The organism is Oryzomonas japonica (genome assembly GCF_008802365.1).
GTDB lineage: Bacteria > Desulfobacterota > Desulfuromonadia > Geobacterales > Pseudopelobacteraceae > Oryzomonas > Oryzomonas japonica.
Genome location: NZ_VZQZ01000010.1, coordinates 149,549 through 167,084 on the forward strand (window position 1 = coordinate 149,549; position 17,536 = coordinate 167,084).

Annotated in this window: 14 protein-coding genes; 10 read left to right on the forward strand and 4 right to left on the reverse strand. The window is 59.0% G+C overall.

Going from position 1 to position 17,536, the window contains the following annotated elements; all coding sequences use genetic code 11:
• Positions 1-31 precede the first annotated feature (31 nt).
• The 3 genes from F6V25_RS14885 to F6V25_RS14895 form a co-directional block, all read right to left on the reverse strand.
• A complete protein-coding gene (locus tag F6V25_RS14885) occupies positions 32-2,722 on the reverse strand; it encodes a DEAD/DEAH box helicase (protein WP_151129404.1) in 2,691 nt (896 codons plus the stop codon).
• A gap of 2 nt (positions 2,723-2,724) precedes the next feature.
• Positions 2,725-4,287 (reverse strand): site-specific DNA-methyltransferase, encoded by a 1,563-nt coding sequence (locus F6V25_RS14890; RefSeq protein WP_151129405.1) that lies wholly within the window; start codon positions 4,285-4,287, stop codon positions 2,725-2,727.
• Positions 4,288-4,921: 634 nt separating this feature from the next.
• Positions 4,922-6,568: a methyl-accepting chemotaxis protein gene (locus F6V25_RS14895; protein WP_151129406.1), complete on the reverse strand. Its 1,647-nt coding sequence runs from the start codon at positions 6,566-6,568 to the stop codon at positions 4,922-4,924.
• 681 nt (positions 6,569-7,249) lie between these two features.
• On the opposite strand from F6V25_RS14895, the gene F6V25_RS14900 reads away from it, so the two are divergent.
• From F6V25_RS14900 to prfB, 9 genes are all read left to right on the forward strand, one after another.
• Complete coding sequence (locus F6V25_RS14900; protein ID WP_151129407.1) at positions 7,250-7,654, forward strand: hypothetical protein; 405 nt, start codon at positions 7,250-7,252, stop codon at positions 7,652-7,654.
• Positions 7,655-7,832: 178 nt separating this feature from the next.
• On the forward strand, positions 7,833-8,120 hold the full coding sequence (locus F6V25_RS14905) for a hypothetical protein (RefSeq protein WP_151129408.1): 288 nt from the start codon (positions 7,833-7,835) through the stop codon (positions 8,118-8,120).
• A 10-nt stretch (positions 8,121-8,130) separates the two neighbouring features.
• Positions 8,131-8,412 (forward strand): DUF503 domain-containing protein, encoded by a 282-nt coding sequence (locus F6V25_RS14910; RefSeq protein ID WP_151129409.1) that lies wholly within the window; start codon positions 8,131-8,133, stop codon positions 8,410-8,412.
• 131 nt (positions 8,413-8,543) lie between these two features.
• Complete coding sequence (locus F6V25_RS14915; protein ID WP_246167061.1) at positions 8,544-11,000, forward strand: HD family phosphohydrolase; 2,457 nt, start codon at positions 8,544-8,546, stop codon at positions 10,998-11,000.
• Positions 10,987-11,361, forward strand: a complete 375-nt coding sequence (ybeY, locus tag F6V25_RS14920; protein ID WP_246167062.1) for an rRNA maturation RNase YbeY — start codon at positions 10,987-10,989, stop codon at positions 11,359-11,361. Before F6V25_RS14915 ends, ybeY begins: the two co-directional genes overlap by 14 nt.
• A 35-nt stretch (positions 11,362-11,396) precedes the next feature.
• Complete coding sequence (locus F6V25_RS14925) at positions 11,397-12,068, forward strand: diacylglycerol kinase (RefSeq protein ID WP_338045604.1); 672 nt, start codon at positions 11,397-11,399, stop codon at positions 12,066-12,068.
• A 14-nt stretch (positions 12,069-12,082) separates the two neighbouring features.
• Positions 12,083-12,940, forward strand: coding sequence for a hemolysin family protein (locus tag F6V25_RS14930; RefSeq protein ID WP_151129412.1), 858 nt, complete (start codon positions 12,083-12,085; stop codon positions 12,938-12,940).
• Positions 12,937-14,508: an apolipoprotein N-acyltransferase gene (gene lnt / locus F6V25_RS14935; RefSeq protein ID WP_151129413.1), complete on the forward strand. Its 1,572-nt coding sequence runs from the start codon at positions 12,937-12,939 to the stop codon at positions 14,506-14,508. Before F6V25_RS14930 ends, lnt begins: the two co-directional genes overlap by 4 nt.
• Positions 14,509-14,685: 177 nt before the next feature.
• Positions 14,686-15,805, forward strand: a protein-coding gene (prfB, locus tag F6V25_RS14940) for a peptide chain release factor 2 (protein ID WP_151129414.1) whose coding sequence is annotated in 2 segments (ribosomal slippage) — positions 14,686-14,754 and positions 14,756-15,805 — 1,119 coding nt in all. Because the reading frame shifts where the segments join, the coding sequence is not laid out codon by codon here.
• 85 nt (positions 15,806-15,890) lie between these two features.
• On the opposite strand, the gene F6V25_RS14945 is transcribed toward prfB, so the two are convergent.
• Positions 15,891-16,289 (reverse strand): hypothetical protein, encoded by a 399-nt coding sequence (locus F6V25_RS14945; RefSeq protein ID WP_151129415.1) that lies wholly within the window; start codon positions 16,287-16,289, stop codon positions 15,891-15,893.
• 264 nt (positions 16,290-16,553) lie between these two features.
• On the opposite strand from F6V25_RS14945, the gene F6V25_RS14950 reads away from it, so the two are divergent.
• Positions 16,554-17,423: an NlpC/P60 family protein gene (locus tag F6V25_RS14950; protein ID WP_151129416.1), complete on the forward strand. Its 870-nt coding sequence runs from the start codon at positions 16,554-16,556 to the stop codon at positions 17,421-17,423.
• The last annotated feature ends 113 nt before the right edge of the window (positions 17,424-17,536 follow it).

The following is a 17,536-nucleotide window of genomic DNA, read 5'->3' on the forward strand; positions in this document are numbered from 1 at the left end:
GCCGGTAACTCTCAGTCTCACGACAACACCGTTACATCCCTTTTACGGCATTATCTATCTGCTGGGACACATTGCGGCCATACTCATCTTCAAGGACCGCGAATAAGAACAAACACCGGCCGCCGCTGGATTGCTGCCACTGGTAGCCAATTTGCGCCTTTTCCCGCGAATCGTCGTTGGTCTTGTATGGCTCGCCCTTGTACTCGATCACCAACACCCGCCCATCTGCCAACTCGCAAACAAAATCAGGGTAGAAATAATCCGTCGCCGTCGGGAGCCAGAAAGAGAAACGCGGCTCCTTCTCGACATTTCTGATCCAGGACTTTACCGCGTGATGGGAGTTGATTGCCCGAGCGCATAAGAATTCCTCAGCGAACTTTCCATCCGCGCGCTTTTCCTTGAGGTCGTGGATAACCGGGTAATAATGCTTGTCTAAGCGAAATCTCCCCGAATAATAAGGTGGCCTGGCCGGGTAATGGGTCGGATGAAAGGTAAAGGAGTACCGAAAGCTGTCTTCAAACTGCGGGGCGGCGAAGAAATCAGGCAAAGCCCTCTGAAAACCTTTATTAACCGCATTGGCCCTGCGTCTGCCGATTTCACGGCGGATGGCCTCCGCAAGCGGATATTTTGCCCGCACCAGCGCGGTCAAGGTTAAGCGCCGGTCGCTTTGGAGATGCCTCACCACTACCGTCAGCCATTTAATAAGGGTTGGTTGCCCGATATCTTTCTGACGGCACTCACGATCCAGCCAACGCACCAGATCGTGTTCGGAAGCATGCGCGGCTACCTCGTTCAGATGGAGCTGCCCACTATCAGTCTCTCCATACACTATCCGGCCGCCGTCCAGATCGATCTCGAATACCGGGCCGTTTTCTGTAATGGAGAATCCCGCAAGCGCCGCTGGATCGGTAAAAAGATCAAACTCCCCCAATTCCGAGAGAAGACGGTTTTCCACCGGTTGCAGATCACCTTCCCAGGTGAGGCAAAGCTGTGGCAGCGGGGCAAAGCGTTCGCCGCGTGCCGAAGGGGCCAAAAGGGCTGCCTGCCTTGCCCTTTCATTGTCGATCGTGTCCCTCACTTTTTGCTGCTGCTTGGCATTGCAAGCTGTCAGCAAAAACTCTTCCACCTCTTCCGTCAGCTCTCCTCGGATGATAGCGGCTGCGCCGGAAGATGTCGGCCGAATCTCGATGCTCTCTCGTAATGAATCAGGTATGGAAACCGGCGGAGCCGCAGGCAGGGGGATAACGGCTTCCGCCGGCCTCGGCCTTGGGCGGTCTCCCTCACCCAGCAGGGGAAGTATGCTCTGCACCGGCGCAATCGCCTGAGCGGCCTCGTAGGCCTCAAATCCCATATTATTTACAAGCCTATCGGCCAGTTGGTCGGCAACCCGCGCGAATCCCTGGGCGACTATGTGAGCGTAGGCTTTTGCGAGTTCTGCCTGTTGCCTGGGCTTCGCATACGGCATGCGCAGGACTCGTCCCAGCAACTGCTCAACATCCTTGGCGCTCTTGGCGTCCTGCAAGCTACAGAGGACATAGGCGAAGGGGCAATCCCACCCTTCTTTCAAGGCTTCAACAGTGATTATAAACCGCTTCGGCCCCGGCAAAGACAAATTGATGTCGGCCAATTCCTTATACGTCCCGGTTGCCAATGCAATCTGGTCACGGTCTATCTTCTCGCCGTCGGGGCTGGTCAGGTGTTCAAGCAACTTTTCCACCGTGACTTCGCCGTTTTTAGGCTCGGCCTGAAATAAGAGGATCGGCCGAATGTAATCGGATTCCCGCGCCGCCAGCGTCTCAAGCCTGTCTCGGGTAAGGATTGCGTCGCGTACGGCGTCCTTCCAGCCCGTAGGGTGTTCCATCAGCACAATAGGGAGCTTGATCATATCCTCCCGCTGGAGAGCGCTCGCCCCCACATGATAGAGCACATTGCTATCGTCGGCCGGGGTGGCCGTCAACTCGATAACGCAGGATGGGTGGAGATTGTTCAACGTCCGAAACGCCTGATCCGTGCGGTTGTTGTGGGCTTCATCCACAATGACGATTGGGTTTGCAAGGGTAATCCAGTTGGCAAGCGAGGACTTCACCCGCCCCAGGTCGGAAACAGTAAGGTAGGGTTGTGCGGCAATATCGGCTTCCGTCACCCGGTCGAGCAGCGCTTCCTGCTGCGGGGCGAGCCCCTGAAAGTGGCGCGCAAAACTTTCATCGAAAGAATAGACGTTGCGCAGGGTCTTCTCTTTAACATTGAAAGACTGAATTGTCGCCACAACGATGATGGCCGATTGCCCGACTTCCTGAGGACCTACCGTCGCCAAGTCGTCCAGAGAACACACGCGGATGCGGTCTCCGAAGTATGTGGCCAGGGCCTCGCGGCAGGGGTTATTGAGCGTGGACATCGCGGCGAGGGTTTGGCTGCGGATGGCATCGGACGGCACGAGCCACAACGCAACCGGGGCGTCGGTATCTTTGTATGCCTTCCCGATATGGGCCACGGCATGGGCGGCCAGGTAGGTTTTGCCTCCACCCGTCGGGATTCTGATACAGACTGCGGGAGTATCGCCCAGGGCTTCCGGGTTGTAGGGAGCTTGCCATGCTTGCCCGTTCTTTTCGGACTTTGGAGCGCACTGGCGCCACGCCTCTTCCAGCCCGGACATGCGCAGAAGACGAAAAAAATTGGTCAGCGTCGTAAGAGCCTTACCCTGATAATCCTTGAGATCGAACATGATCAGCGCGCCTTTATGTCATAGGGGATTTGTTTGAATGTAATATGGGATTCCCGGAGCCGCGATTCACCCAGGCGGGTGTTTTCTCCGTAGATTATACGGGGGCCCTGGTGAGGATATGCCTCGTCCAAATGAGTCAGGATTGCGGAAGTAAGCACGTTGCCGCCCTGAGGCCTACGGTCTCCAAGGATGCCGTTGTAAAGCAGATAATAGGCCGTGCCGTTGTGAACACCGAGAAAAGGAGTCGTGAAGGTATGACGTGCTGGCGCTCCTGTCTCGAAATGCCAGAGGTATGCCGCCAAAGACGGGAACTTTACAACACTATTGATGCCGCCATCGGCATCGAAGACCGGATTTCCCAACGTGTAGAAACGAAAACCGCCCCCGCCACGCCATTCAACCGCAGTAGAAATCCCTCCCTGCTCGCCGGCGATTACTTTTTCCAAACGCGGCAGGCAGTGTGTCACTGCATGGTCGCCCATTTCAATGCCGATGTACCGGCGGCCCATTTTATGCGCTACAGCGGTGGTTGTGCCAGATCCAAGGAAAGAGTCAATAACCAGATCGCCGGGGTTAGTTGCAATCTCCAAAATTCGCTTCATCAGCCCTTCCGGTTTAGGGGTCTCGAATGACGCCTTTTCTCCAAAAAGGACCTCAATCTCGCGAGAAGCATGCTGATTAAATCCAACATCATCCCAAATTGAAGGAGCGGCCATGCCATCCTTTGCCTCAAAGCTGAAAAGCTTTCGCATTGGAGTGGTAGCAGTTCCTTTGACCCCCCAATACAAACGCTTGTCATCCTGTAATTTTTGCATTTCTTCTTTGTTATGCCGCCAACAAGTCCCTTTCCTGGGCCAAACTTCTTCCTGTGTGTACGGGTTAACAATAGCGTAGAACAAGCTTTCAACAAACCTGCCACCCTTGCCATTCGCTGTTGTATCAATTTTCCTGAAAGCCCCTCGTGAATCAGGACCGTCGGGTTCAGCAAATACCCTGTATTGGGCATTAGCTTTCTCAGTTCGCTGCATCAAATTGAATGATTCTTCTGCCAACGTTTTTTTAGAAGACCCGCCACTTGATTTTGCATAGACCAGAATATGATCATATGTCGAACCTATCTTCCGGTCATTAGGGGCACCATCGCGGCGCTTCCAGGCAATATCCGCAATAAAGTTGGGTCTTCCAAAAATCTCGTCTGCAAGAACTTTGAAATAATGAGCTTCGTTATCGTCTATTGAAACCCAAAGACTGCCATTCTCTGCCAATAACTCACGCATCAGCACGAGTCGTGGATACATCATGGTCAGCCACTGGGAATGTTCCAGCTTGTCGTCATAGTGAGAAAAGGCAGACTGAGTATTGTAGGGAGGGTCAATGAAGATGCACTTCACCTGCCCGCGATAGAAGGGGAGCAAGGCTTTCAAGGCCTTGAGATTATCGCCTTGTATCAAGAGGTTTTCCGAGTCCGGCTCGCCATGAACCGATTGAAATTGTAGCAGGTGATAAGGCACTTCTGCTGAATTATTGATAGCTTGGGCTTTATTGACCCAATCAAGAAATGGCATTGTTTTTCGTCTCCTGTTGTCGTCACATACCGTTGGTCGGGGTGGTTAAGGCTGTATCGTGCCACAATGCCCCGCACCACGTACCTTGCGGGGGTTCGTGCCCGCTTCGGAGATTCGTTGCCGCATCTCTTCAGGTATATCCGCCAGAGGCGGCGTGCATTCCGATTGGGGGTGTCGGGTATTTTCAGGGGGGTGGCAGGTATGCGCCGATAGCTGGCGGGAATTCCCGAAAGCAGCTCCCGGAACACTCTCTTGATCTCTCTGCACAGACTCATCTACTGTTCGTAATTCTTTTAGAAGGTCTTCAGCGGCACGATCCATAGGGAGCCCTTAACAAAGCATTCAACACTCTATTCCGATTTCGCGACGATCATACCACGCGGTAATTCACCCGTCCATTCCGATATTTTGCGAGGCGGCAGAATGGGCCTCTTGCAAAAGCCCTCTCCACCTTTGAGGCCCCAGAGGCTCCGCAAGGGGGTGGTAGCCGGTTAACCATAAACCTTCTACCACCCCCCTGCCCCCTCCTAAACTAGGAGGGGGAGTACGAGCTTCCTCCTCTAACACAAATGGGACGTATAAGTCTCCTACGACCTATACGTCCCATTTATACCTTCCGTGCCTTGCGACCTCTTTACAGTTTGAACTGCCCCACCAGCCGCTGCAACTCCTCGGCCAGGGTGGAAAGCTGGTTGGCCGCGATGACCGACTCGCTGGCCCCCCGGGCGGTATGCTGCACCACCTCGTTGATCTGCTGGATGTTGCTGCTGATCTCGCTCGTGGTGGCCGTCTGTTCCTCGGCCGCCGTGGCGATCTGGCTCACCTGCATGTTCACCGCGTTGATCTGCTCCAGGATCGCCTGCAACGCCGCGCCCGACTTGGCCGCCTCGCCGGTGCCGCTCTCCACCTCCTTGACCCCCTCTTCCATGGCTCCCACCGCGCCCTTGGTCTCACCCTGGATGGCCTTGATCATCACGCCGATCTCCTTGGTCGCCTTGGTGGTCCGCTCCGCCAGCGCCCGCACCTCGTCGGCGACCACGGCGAAGCCGCGCCCCTGCTCGCCGGCACGGGCCGCCTCGATGGCCGCGTTCAGGGCCAAAAGGTTGGTCTGGTCCGCGATGTCCTCGATGGTCCCCACGATCTCGCCGATCTGGTCGCTGCGCGCCCCCAGGCTCTCCACGGTCTTGGCCGTGCTCATCACCCGGCTGGCGATGCGCCCCATGACCTGGACGGTGTTCTCCACGACGCCCGCGCCGCTCTCGGCGGCCTGGCTGGAGTGGAGCGCCCCGGTAGCCGCATGGTGGCAGTTCTGGGCGATGTCGCCGCTGGTGGCCGACATCTCCTCGCTGGCCGTGGCCACGGTGCCGGCCTGGGCCGCCATCTCCTCGGCCCCGGTGGCCATCTCGGCGGCGGTGGCGTGCAGCTCGGCCGCAGCGGAAGCCACCTGGGTGCTGTTCCCCGCCACCTTGGAGATGATCGTGTGCAGCTTCTCGGCGGTGGCGTTCACCTCCCGGGCCAGCAACCCCATCTCGTCCTTGCTGGCGATGGGGGAGCGGACGATCAGGTTGCCACCGGCCACCTCCTGGAGGGTGCCCAGGACCGCCTGGAGCGGGCTGGATACGGAGTTGGCGATCAGGTTGCCCCCCAGGAGGGAGACCGCCGCCACCAGGGCCACCACCGCCAGGAGCACCAGCCGGATACGGCGGAAGGTGTCGCTGCTGTGCTGGTAGGTATCTTCGCCCTCCTTGACGTTGGTCGTCACCATATCGGCGATGATCTGGGCCGGCTTGGCGTACAGGGGAGCCACCTTGCCGGTGGCAAAAGCCAGGGCCGCCTCGATGGCCGCCGCATCACCCGAGGCGTGGGCCGCTTTGGCCATCGCGACCAGTTTGCCACCCGCCTCGGCATAGGCATCGAAACCCTGGCGGAACGCCCCGATCTCTTCCTTTTCCTTGGCAGTGATAGAACTCTTCTCATACGTTCCCAGCTTGGTCCGGACGTTCTCGATCTGGGCGGAGAAGTCCTTGCCCCTTTCGGCGATCTGGTCCGCGTCCTTGAGCGCCAGCATATAGACCACATCCAGGCGCATGGCCAGGAAGCAGTTTTTCAGGTCCTGCAGCAACGCGGTCTGCTGCATGCCGTCCTTGAGCGCCGCCTCGTCGCCGTTCATGCGGGACATGTTGACCACCCCGAAGCCCCCCACCAGCAGCAGCGCGGCACAGCTCGCCAGCACCAGCGTCATGATCTTCGCCTTCACCTTCATATCCGTCCACACGCTCATCTCGACCTCCCGCAGTTTTATGATAATTACGACGCTATTAGTCCTTTGGTGCCCACTGCGATGAGCAATCCGCGCGCCAACATGCCATAATTATTTTAACAAGTAATTATGGCATGTTATGCAATAAGCGCTTTGTATACGCCTGCGACTGATGTTGCCCCATTTTGCCCGCCAGATAGCCAACACATGGAAATTGCACATATTATTGGAGTCAACTAATGTACTCACCTGCAAAAAATGTCGCAGGGGTTGGCCATCGTTATCCGGCCCACACAGAGCCCCCCTCCTGCGGCAGTGCGTCAAAATGACACAAACAGGGAGACCCGGAGGGGCCATAATATAATTTTATCCTGTGATAACGGCAAGTTTTAAAATTTGCCCGGGAGTGTTATTTTTTTTAACACATCGCTAAAAGTGTTAATATTTTTAACATACTGAAATTGCTATTAAAATATGCTTTACCTCGGAACGGCAGGGGTATATCTTCTAATAAAGATAGAGATCCCAGCAGGCCCCCCCATCCTTCTGCACGCAGCCGCGTCATCGAATTGCGGAATTCCCGGACACATCGCCGGATGGGCTTTAAGCATCAAGGAAAGTGACGCAGGAGAGGGCCATGCTGCATACGTGCGTGTGCATCCGGAAAGAGACGAATCCGGCCGGAAAACAAGGGGAAGCATTATGTTCGGAAGATTCATTATCACCATACTTTTCGGCATTTTCTGCATATCGTTGAGCGGCTGCATCGGCAAGGGCGACGACGCCCTCAGGCGGAACGGCCCCCACAGCCCCGCAAGCAATGCGACGGCAGCGGAAAGCAAGCCGACCCTCGTAAGCGGCACGGTCTTGCGGGAGGACCGCGTTACCCCCATAAGCGGCGTGCGTGTCGTACTCAAGAAAAAAACGCAAGCGTCGGTGGTATCAACTGCCGACACGGACCATATCGGCAATTTCAGCCTGGCGGGGCCGTTTTCCCGCGACGACTACACCATAGAGATCGATTCCCCCGAATACGCCGGCGGCAAGACCATTCTGGTCGAGCTCAACCGGGACAACTGGCACGAGATCATTGTCTATAAACGGTAATGTCCCTCATGCCGCTTGGCGTGAGACTCCGGCCGGCGCCACGATTGTATCCAACCGGCGGCCTCCGTCTTTCTATCCGTTTCAACCACGTTGTGACAAAAACATTTGCAGGCGCATCGAAGTCTGCTAGATAGATGCACAGTGGTTTGACAGGTAACGGAGATGGAGATACGCCCCAATGGATGAGATACAAAGCAAGTACAAAAAAAGAAAGACCCTCTACCTCGTGCTGATGGCGGCCATGGTCGTCCTCGCCATCGTCTTTCGCCTGACCGCCGTGCCGGGCGACCATAACGCCAATCGATCCAACCTGCTGAAGTTCGCCTCCCTGGCCGTGATCATCCTCGTTGCCCGGAATGTTTTCCGCTGTCCCCAATGCGAGGCGACCTTGGCCCAGTCGTTCTATTCTTCATGGTTCACCCTGCGCCGCTGCCCCAAGTGCCGGGCGATGCTGAAGGAGGACTGAACCCAGCCCAATGTTCATCTTTTGTCTCGAACTCCACCTGGACCTGCCCGCCCGCTCCCTCAAGGAGAAGCGGGGCATCGTCAAGAGCATCCTGGGGCGTTGCCGCAACCGTTTCAATGCGGCCTGCGCCGAGGTTGACCGCCAGGACGCGCCCGGAGCGGCGGTGCTGGCCTTCGTAACGGTCAGCCCGAACAAGGTCATTGCCCGGCAGGTGCTGGAGCGGATCGAGGAGTGGGTCTACCAGGGATGGCCGGATGTGGAGATCGTGGCATCCGACATCAGCGAGGTGTAAAAATCGGTCCGATGCCCCTATAATAAGAGCTATATTGACACTGTGGCCCATGCAGGGTATATTTAAATCTTATTTCAAATACTTATATTGCATGGACCCCAGAGTGGGGCCAGCCGGACCAATGACCCCCTATGCCTGACCAACCTGCCGATAATCAGGGCCAACATACGCTGACCTACCTGAGCAAACTGGGATCGAACCTCCTGGACGTGGTCGTAAAAAGGTTCTCCAACCCCCTGACAGCCCGTCGGAACAGGTTTATCCTCCTTGTTACGACCGCCATCCTGCTGACCCTCATCCTGCTCCCCGGCCAGCGGTTCCACTCGGCCGAATTCAAGCCGGGCGATATCGCCACCTCCGATATCCGCGCCCCCCAGGACTACCTGGTGGAAGACCGCGCCCTGACCGAGCAGCGCCGCAAAGAGGCGGGCAACAGCGCGCCGGTGGTCTACAACGTAAGCGACCGCGTTCCCTCCTACATCATCGGCAAACTCGAGCAGGTGGTGGGCGCGGTCCGCAAGGAGCGTGCGGCCAAGAGCCAGAAGAGTACGCACGAATGGCGGACCCTGCTGACGCCGCTTTTGGACACGGAACTGAGCGCAGCGGATATCCACGCCTTCACCCATATCGCCTCGGACAAGGTTTTTCTGGCGGACGCCGCCCGCATGGTGAACGAACTGTACCGCCGCCGGATCGTCCTCGACGGCAAGGCCTTTCAGACCGACACCAGAAGGGGCTTGGAGCTGATCAACGACAACGGCCAACTCGTCGAGGACAGCGACGTGGCCCTGGAGTACACCGAGATCCGGGAGGCCCGCAGGCTGGTGACTTCCTGGCAGTTCTCCGGCCAGAACGACCGTACCGACGGGAGCGCCATTGCCCGCGTGATCGCCCGCATCCTCCTGCCGAACCTGTTCTACAACCGCGAGGCGTCGGAGGCCCGGGCCAAGACGGCCACGGAATCGGTCAGGCCGGTGCTCTTCAAGGTCCAGAAGGGGGAGATGATCGTGCGGGTCGGGGAGCGGATCAGCCCCGAACAGGCCCATAAGCTGCAAACGATCTTCCAGGAAAACCGGGGCGGCAGCCGTATCTATTCGGCCATCGGCATCTTCGCCCTGATCGTGGTGCTGTTCTATTTCCCCTACCGTTTTGCCTTGAAAAATATCCGCAAGTTCAATCCGACCAATAAGGACGTCCTGACCATATCGCTCTTGATTATCGGCAGCTTCCTGCTCTTTAAGATCGCGATCCTGATAACCCACAATATCGGCCCGGTCTTCCCGGACATCGACACCGCCTCCTTCTTCTACCTGTTCCCCTTTGCCGCCGGCCCCATGATCGTGCGCATCTTCATCAACTCCGAGGTGGCCCTGGTCTATTGCGCCATCCTGGCCCCCCTCCTGGGGATCATGTTCGACAGCAACATGACGGTGGTGATCTATACCATGCTGGGGAGCATCGTGGGGGCCCACGGGGTGCGCCAGTGCTCGGACCGGAGCACCATCTACACCGCCGGCCTGAAGGTGTCGGTGGTCAACCTGGCCATGGCCCTGTCCTTTCAGACCTCCAGCGCCACCCTGTTCAGCATGCAGACGATCTATGTGGTTTTTTTCGCCCTGGTGAGCGGCGTATTGAGCGCCGGCCTCGTTTCCGGCTTCATCCCGCTCATCGAGACGCTGTTCCATTACACCACCGACATCAAGCTCCTGGAACTGGCCAACCTCAATTCCCCACTCCTGCGGGATCTGATGGTGCGGGCCCCGGGCACCTATCACCACAGCGTGGTGGTGGGCAATCTGGTGGAGTCCGCCGCCGAATCCATCGGCGCCAATCCCCTGCTGGCACGGGTGGCCGCCTATTACCACGACATCGGCAAGATCTCCAAGCCGCTCTATTTCATCGAGAACCTGGGGAGCGAAGAGAATCGCCACGACAAACTGACCCCCAGCATGAGCGCCCTGATCCTGATCTCCCATATCAAGGAGGGGGCCGAGCTGGCCCGGGAACGGCACCTGGGGCAGCCGATCACCGACATCATCCGCCAGCACCACGGCACCGGGTTGATCAAATTTTTCTACGACCGGGCCAAGACCCAGGCAGAGGCAAACGGCCAGACGGTGGAGGACAAGGATTTCCGCTACCCCGGCCCCAAACCCCAGACACGGGAAGCCGGCATCGTCATGCTGGCCGATTGCGTGGAGGCGGCCTCCCGCACCCTCGTCAATCCCACCCCGGACCGCATCCAGGGAATGGTGCAGAAGATTATCAACAATATCTTCATGGACGGCCAGCTTGAGGAGTGCGAACTGACCCTCAAGAACCTCCACGAGATCGCCAAAAGCTTCAACCGCATCCTGAACGGCATCTTCCACCACCGGATCGATTATCCCGAACCGGTCTACAAGGGCGGAAACAGCGGCCAGAAGAAGGCCGAGCATAAAACCATCTCCGGCGAGCATGGCAAGCCGGGAAACGGAGACCACGCGAGTGCTGATACAGCTGAACAACCGCCAGAGACGACACCGGATCATGGCAACCCGCCTAAGAAAGGTGGCGGAGAGGATCTTAAGCGCCTTGGCATGTCCTGACGGGACCGAACTGTCCATATCCATCGTCGGCGACCGCGCCATCCGCATCATCAACCGGGAATACCTGGCTAAGGACCGCCCGACCAACGTCATCTCCTTCTCCCTCCAGGAGGGGGAATACGCCGGCATCTCACCCCACGCCCTGGGGGATGTGGTCATCTCGGCGGATACCGCTGCCCGGGAGGCAGAGGAAGCGGAGATGGAAACCTTCGATCGGATCTGCTTTCTGCTGTTGCACGGCATCCTGCACCTGCGCGGCTATGACCACGAACGGAGCGGCGAGGCCGAAGCGGCAAGGATGGAAAAAAAGGAGAGTGAATTATTCAATCTTCTGAAGAAGGAAGGGTTCCTGAACCCGTAAAACCCGACCGGTTCATCGATTCGGTCAACTGCGCCATCGCGGGCATCATCCACGCGGCCCGCACTGAAAAGCACATGCGCAACCACTTCATCTCCGCCGGGGTGGTGCTCCTTGTGGCGCTGTTCCTCAAGGTGAATCCCCTGGAATTCGCCCTGCTGGCGCTGTCGATCCTGTTCGTGCTCTTCGCGGAACTGATCAACACGGCGGTGGAGGCGGTGGTGGACCTGGTTTCGCCCGGCTACAACCATCTGGCAAAAATAGCAAAGGATACCGCGGCCGGAGCGGTCCTGGTCGCCGCCTGCGGGGCCGCCATCATGGGCTACCTGATCCTGGCCAAATACATCCTGCCGCTCTACGGGGAGGTCCTTGCAATGTTCGGCGCACCCTCGGATATCGGTACCATGGTCTCGATCCTGATCGTCACGATCGTCGTGATCATGCTCAAGGGCATGCTCGGCAAGGGGAGTCCCCTGCACGGCGGGGCCCCCAGCGGCCATGCGGCCATCGCCTTCTCCATCGCCACGGCGGCATCGCTCAACTCCCGGGACCCGCTGACGTCCCTCTTGTCCGTCGCGTTGGCGCTGATGGTCAGCCACTCGCGGCTGTTCATGCGCATCCACACCATGGGCGAGGTGGTGGCGGGTTCATGCCTCGGGGCGGGGCTCACGTTTATCGTTCTCTACGTATTTAAGTTTCTTGGATCATAAAGGAGGAAAGAGCATTGGAAGAGGGCGGCAGTAAAAGGTCCGGTTTTATCGAATTGGTGAGCCGGTTCGTGACCGGACGCAAAAAGATCACCGAAGAGGAGATCCACGATTTTATCGAGGCCACCGAGGAAGAGGGGCTGGTCAACGAGGAGGAGAGCGAGATGATCCGCTCCATCTTCTCACTGCGCACGACGGTGGTGCGCGAGATCATGGTCCCCCGTACCGACATGGCCTGCGTCAACATTGAAGACGGCATCCCCGAGATGCTGGAAACCATCATCGCCTGCGGCCACTCCCGCATCCCGGTCTACGAGAACACCACCGACAATATCATCGGCCTGCTCTACGCCAAGGACCTGCTGAAATTCTGGGGTAACGGCCAGGAGCAGCTCCAGGTGCGCACCATCATCCGCCCCCCCTACTTTATCCCCGAGACCAAGGACCTGGAACAACTGCTCCAGGAATTCAAGCGTAAACGGGTCCACCTGGCCATCGTCATCGACGAATACGGCGGCACCTCGGGGCTGATCACCATCGAAGACCTGCTGGAACAGATCGTGGGCGACATCCAGGACGAGTACGACCGGGAAGAGGCGCTCTTCACCGCCAACAGCGACGGCTCCATCACCGCCGACGCCCGCATGCCGGTGGAGGATCTGGAAGACCACTTCGACGTGGAGATCGAACGGGACAAGTTCGACACCGTGGGCGGCCTGATCTTCCACCTGACCGGCAAGATCCCCGCCGTCGGCGATACCATGGAGGGGTCCGGCCTGCACCTGACCATTCTGGACGCCGACGAGCGCAAGGTAAAACAGGTCCGCATCGCACGCCTGGCGACGATCGCCGGTAAAGCGCAGGGTGACGAGTGAAACCTTCATCCCTGCGAACCCAACTGGCAGCGGTCCTCGACCGGCCGGGGCTCTTTGCCATCGCCTCCGGGGTCCTGATCGCCCTCTCCTTTCCCACGGCCGGATTTTCCTTCCTGGCCTGGATCGCCCTGATACCGCTGTTGATCTCCCTGGAGGGGACGACCCTGCGCCAGGCCTTTCGCCTGGGCTTTACCTGCGGCCTGGCCGCCTACATCCTCATCCTCTACTGGATCAATATCGTCGTCACCCACTTCGGCCATCTCCCCTGGGCGGTCAGCATCCCGCTCTACCTCGCCCTGGCGGCCTGGCTGGCCCTGTTCTACGGTCTGGCCACCCTGATCGCCCGCTATGGGGAACAGGGGAGGATCAAACTGGTATTCACCCTGCCGGTGGCCTGGGTAGCTCTGGATTTTCTCCGCTCCTTTCTGCTCACCGGTTTTCCCTGGGCCATGCTGGGGCACTCCCAGTACCGCATCCTGCCGCTGATACAGATTGCGGACCTAAGCGGCGTCTACGGCATCACCCTGTTGATCGTGCTGACCAATGTGGTCCTGTACCGGGTGCTGCGGGCGGTTTCCGGGGCGAACGTCCCCTACCCCGCCAAGAGCGCCCTGTTGCTCCTGCTCCTGTTCACCGCCACCCTCTTCTATGGCTTCAACCGTCTGAACGGTGAGGAAAAGAGCACTGCCCCGCCCCTCAGGGTGGCCCTGATCCAGGGGAACATCGATCAGGATGTGAAATGGAGCCCGGCCTTTCAGGGGCAGACCATGGACATCTACGAGCGGCTCACCCGCGAGGCGGCCCATGGGGGGGTCGATCTGGTGGTCTGGCCGGAAAGCGCCGCACCGTTTTTCTTCCAGGACGAATTCCGGCAGGCGGAGCGAATCCGCTCCCTGGCGCGTGAGATCAACGCCTACGTGCTCTTCGGCAGCCCGGCCCACGAGTTGCGTAACGGCACCCGCACCTTTCTCAACAGCGCCTTCGTCGTTGCCCCCAACGGCGAAACCGGCGCCAGGGGTGACAAGATGCACCTGGTCCCCTTTGGGGAATACGTGCCGCTCAAACGTCTGCTCCCCTTCGTCAGCAAGCTGGTGGTGGGGATCGGCGACTTCTCCCCCGGCGAACACGCCGCTCCGTTGGATGTGGGCCGGACCCGGGCGGGCCTCCTGGTCTGTTACGAGGGGATCTTTCCCGAGTTGGCCCGGGAATACGTGAATAACGGCGCCCGCATCCTGGTGAACATCACCAACGATGCCTGGTACGGCCGGTCATCGGCTCCCTACCAGCACTTTTCCATCGCGGTGTTCCGCGCCGTGGAGACCCGCACGCCGCTGATCCGGGCCGCCAACACCGGCATCAGCGCCATTATCGACCAGAACGGCCACATCCGCGCCATGAGCACCATCTTCCAGGAGGAGGTGTGCACCGGCGAGATACAGCCGGGGAGCGGCGACTCTCTCTATCTGAAAATAGGCGACGCGCCGGCCTGGTTCTGTGCTATGCTGACCCTGGGCGTGGTCCTGTTGGCCCGGTTCAGGCGAGAGAAGCGGTTAGAGCGGAAAGACTGACATCTGCCACAGAGACACGGAGACACAGAGGTTCACAGAGAAAAGCAAAAGGCGTTTTCAGGGTAAAACCATCGTCGGGGATCGTTGTTTTTTTGCTTGTCTTACTCCTGTTTTTCTCTGTGTCTCTGTGTCTCCGTGGCAGGTGTGCTTATAATAACCATCAAGGAGTACGAAAACATGTTTCGTGAAGAAATAGCAAAAATGCAGGACTTTGAGGAACGGATCGCCAAACTTCGGGGGTCTCTTTGACATAGATGACAAGCGGGAAGCGCTTCAGGAGATCGAGGCGCAGATTGCGGCACCCGATTTCTGGGATGCGGTGGATAAATCCCAAGCGGTTCTCCGCAAGCGCACCGCCCTGGAAAAGCTCCTTCAGAGCTGGGATACCCTCGCCCGGCAGTTGGAAGACGTGCGGGTAATGATCGAGTTGGGCGAAGAGGCCCAGGACGAGGCGACCCTTGCCGAGGTCAGGGAGATGAACAACCTCCTCCAGCAGGGTGTCGAGGCGGCCGAGTTTCAGCGCATGCTCTCCGGCCCCCACGACCGCAACTCCTGTTTCATCTCCATCAACCCCGGGGCCGGGGGGACGGAATCCCAGGACTGGGCCGAGATGCTGCTGCGCATGTACCTGCGCTACTGCGAGAAGAGGGGATGGAAGACCGCCATCACCGACTACCAGGCCGGGGACGAGGCGGGCATCAAATCCGTCACTTTCAGCGTCAGCGGCGAGTACGCCTACGGCCATCTCAAGGCCGAGGCGGGCATCCACCGCCTGGTGCGCATCTCCCCCTTCGACAGCAACGCCCGCCGCCACACCTCCTTTGCCTCGGTCTACGCCTTTCCCGAGATCGAGGAGGAGGATATCAGCATCAAGATCTCCGACTCGGACCTGCGGGTGGACACCTACCGCTCCAGCGGTTCCGGCGGCCAGCACGTCAACACCACCGACTCGGCCGTGCGTATCACCCACCTGGCCACCGGCATCGTGGTCGCCTGCCAGAGCGAGCGGAGCCAGATCCTCAACCGGGCCACGGCCATGAAGGTGCTGCGGGCCAAACTGTACGAGCGTGAGGTGGAGGAGCGGAACGCCAAAGCCTCGGAGATCGCCGCGGAGAAGAAGGAGATCGGCTGGGGGAGCCAGATCCGCTCCTACGTGCTGCACCCCTACAAGATGGTCAAGGACCTGCGGACCGGCGTGGAATCGGGCAACCCGGACGCGGTGCTGGACGGGGCCCTGGACGATTTCGTGGTGGCCTACCTCATGGGGGTGCGCCGCCAGACGGCCGATGTGGACTAGCACGCCGGCCCGCCGACACAAAAAAGCCGTTCCACCGGGGTGACCGGAGAACGGCTTTTTTGGTACTCTATCTGACAGGCAGGGTCTAGACCAGGGCGCTTACCGATGAATCGGTGTGCATCATGAGGTCCATCATGCGCGCCATCATCACCGGCGGCGTCTGGTACACCAGGGTGTTGGTGCTGTCCATGAACCTGATGCGCAGGTCGCCTTTCGAGTTGTAGGTAAAGAGTACCGCTCCGATCCGGCTGCCGATCTTGTCGCTCTTGCCCCACGAGGTGTCTTTCCTGGCGGCTTGGGCTTGGGACCGGTCCTTGCCCAGCAGGGTTACCGTATCAGCCGCGGCGGCTTTCGCCTCCGAGGTGACCGCCAGGCTATCCGGCATCGAATTGGCCGCTTCGGTGCCGCCGGGCACCGGGTTCACAACCATCGCCGTGTCCGTTGTCGCCGCCGTCCCCCCTGTTGTTATCGGATATGTCGTCATGGTGTTTCCCCCTCTTCAGGGCAAGGGCACATAAACAAGCTTTTGTCCAATGTTTATTATTATATGATATTTCAGGTGATTTGCAACTGCAATTATTTTTTCCCCAAAGCGACCAATTGCAGGACCATGCGGTGGAGTCTCCCGCATCGGGACGAGCCAGCCGGGCGACCGGGACAAAAAGTTCTTTACTCCCCGTGGTCAATTATGGATACTAGTTCCATTCGACCCTTTTCATCACGTCACAACAAAGATCATCTTCGAGCCATGTTCTCTACCTGCAAACCAGCCATCATCGCCTTATTCGCCATCTCACTCCTTTCCAGCCCGGGTTGCGGGCACGCGGCCTCCCCATCGGGGCTCAACCGCTTGGGCTACGCCATCCAGATGGGCGCCTTCGCCGAGGTCAAGAATGCGGAGCGCTTTACCGACACCCTCCAGAAAAAGGGGATCGAGGCCTTTTACTTCCGCAAGGACAACGGCATCTATGCCGTGCGTTTCGGCGACTTCGCCACCAAGGACAAGGCCCGCGCCGCGGCCAAACGGCTGGTGGCGGACCGGCTGATCGGCGGCTACTATATCGCCCCTCCCAACGAGATCGTCTTTGCCCGCCCCCGGGAAGCGGGGTGGCAGAAATCGGCCGGGGAAGAGATCACCTCACCCCGTTTAAGCGCCGGCTCCAAAACGGCGCGGGACAAGGGCACGCCCCGGACCGGCAAGATCGCGGAGAGCGTCCAGCCGAGACCGGCGCGGGGCGACCGGGACATGGGGGCCATCGCCGCCCGCACCGCCGAGCGTTTCGTGGGCATCCCCTACCGCTGGGGCGGGGAGAACGTGGTGGACGGCATGGATTGCAGCGGCTTTGTGCGGGCGGTCTACAACCTGTGCGGCCTCAGCATTCCCCGGACCTCCCGGGACCAGTTCAAGGCCGGCGACCAGGTAGCGAAGGATGACCTGCGGGATGGGGATTTGCTCTTTTTCGGTTCATCGGCCGACAGCATCAGCCACGTGGGCATCTACGTGGGGAGCGGCAGGTTCGTGCACGCCCCCCGCCGCGGCGAGGACATCAAGGTATCCGCTGTTGACGAAAGTTATTTCGAGCGGCACTTTATCGGCGCACGCAGGTATTTTCAATAACAATAACAATTACGAACAAGTCCCACGCCCTTGAATTCGTGACGTCTGAACGGCGGAGCGAGCGTCATGCCGGAGTCCAACGCCGCCCGGAAGTATCATGCCGCACGTGTCGC

What these genes read in the sequence shown, in the direction of transcription:
- F6V25_RS14885 (WP_151129404.1), bottom strand. Translation starts at nt 2,722, where the DNA reads ATGTTCGATCTCAAGGATTATCAGGGTAAGGCTCTTACGACGCTGACC.
- F6V25_RS14890 (WP_151129405.1), bottom strand. Translation starts at nt 4,287, where the DNA reads ATGCCATTTCTTGATTGGGTCAATAAAGCCCAAGCTATCAATAATTCA.
- F6V25_RS14895 (WP_151129406.1), bottom strand. Translation starts at nt 6,568, where the DNA reads ATGAGCGTGTGGACGGATATGAAGGTGAAGGCGAAGATCATGACGCTG.
- F6V25_RS14900 (WP_151129407.1), top strand. Translation starts at nt 7,250, where the DNA reads ATGTTCGGAAGATTCATTATCACCATACTTTTCGGCATTTTCTGCATA.
- F6V25_RS14905 (WP_151129408.1), top strand. Translation starts at nt 7,833, where the DNA reads ATGGATGAGATACAAAGCAAGTACAAAAAAAGAAAGACCCTCTACCTC.
- F6V25_RS14910 (WP_151129409.1), top strand. Translation starts at nt 8,131, where the DNA reads ATGTTCATCTTTTGTCTCGAACTCCACCTGGACCTGCCCGCCCGCTCC.
- F6V25_RS14915 (WP_246167061.1), top strand. Translation starts at nt 8,544, where the DNA reads ATGCCTGACCAACCTGCCGATAATCAGGGCCAACATACGCTGACCTAC.
- F6V25_RS14945 (WP_151129415.1), bottom strand. Translation starts at nt 16,289, where the DNA reads ATGACGACATATCCGATAACAACAGGGGGGACGGCGGCGACAACGGAC.
- F6V25_RS14950 (WP_151129416.1), top strand. Translation starts at nt 16,554, where the DNA reads ATGTTCTCTACCTGCAAACCAGCCATCATCGCCTTATTCGCCATCTCA.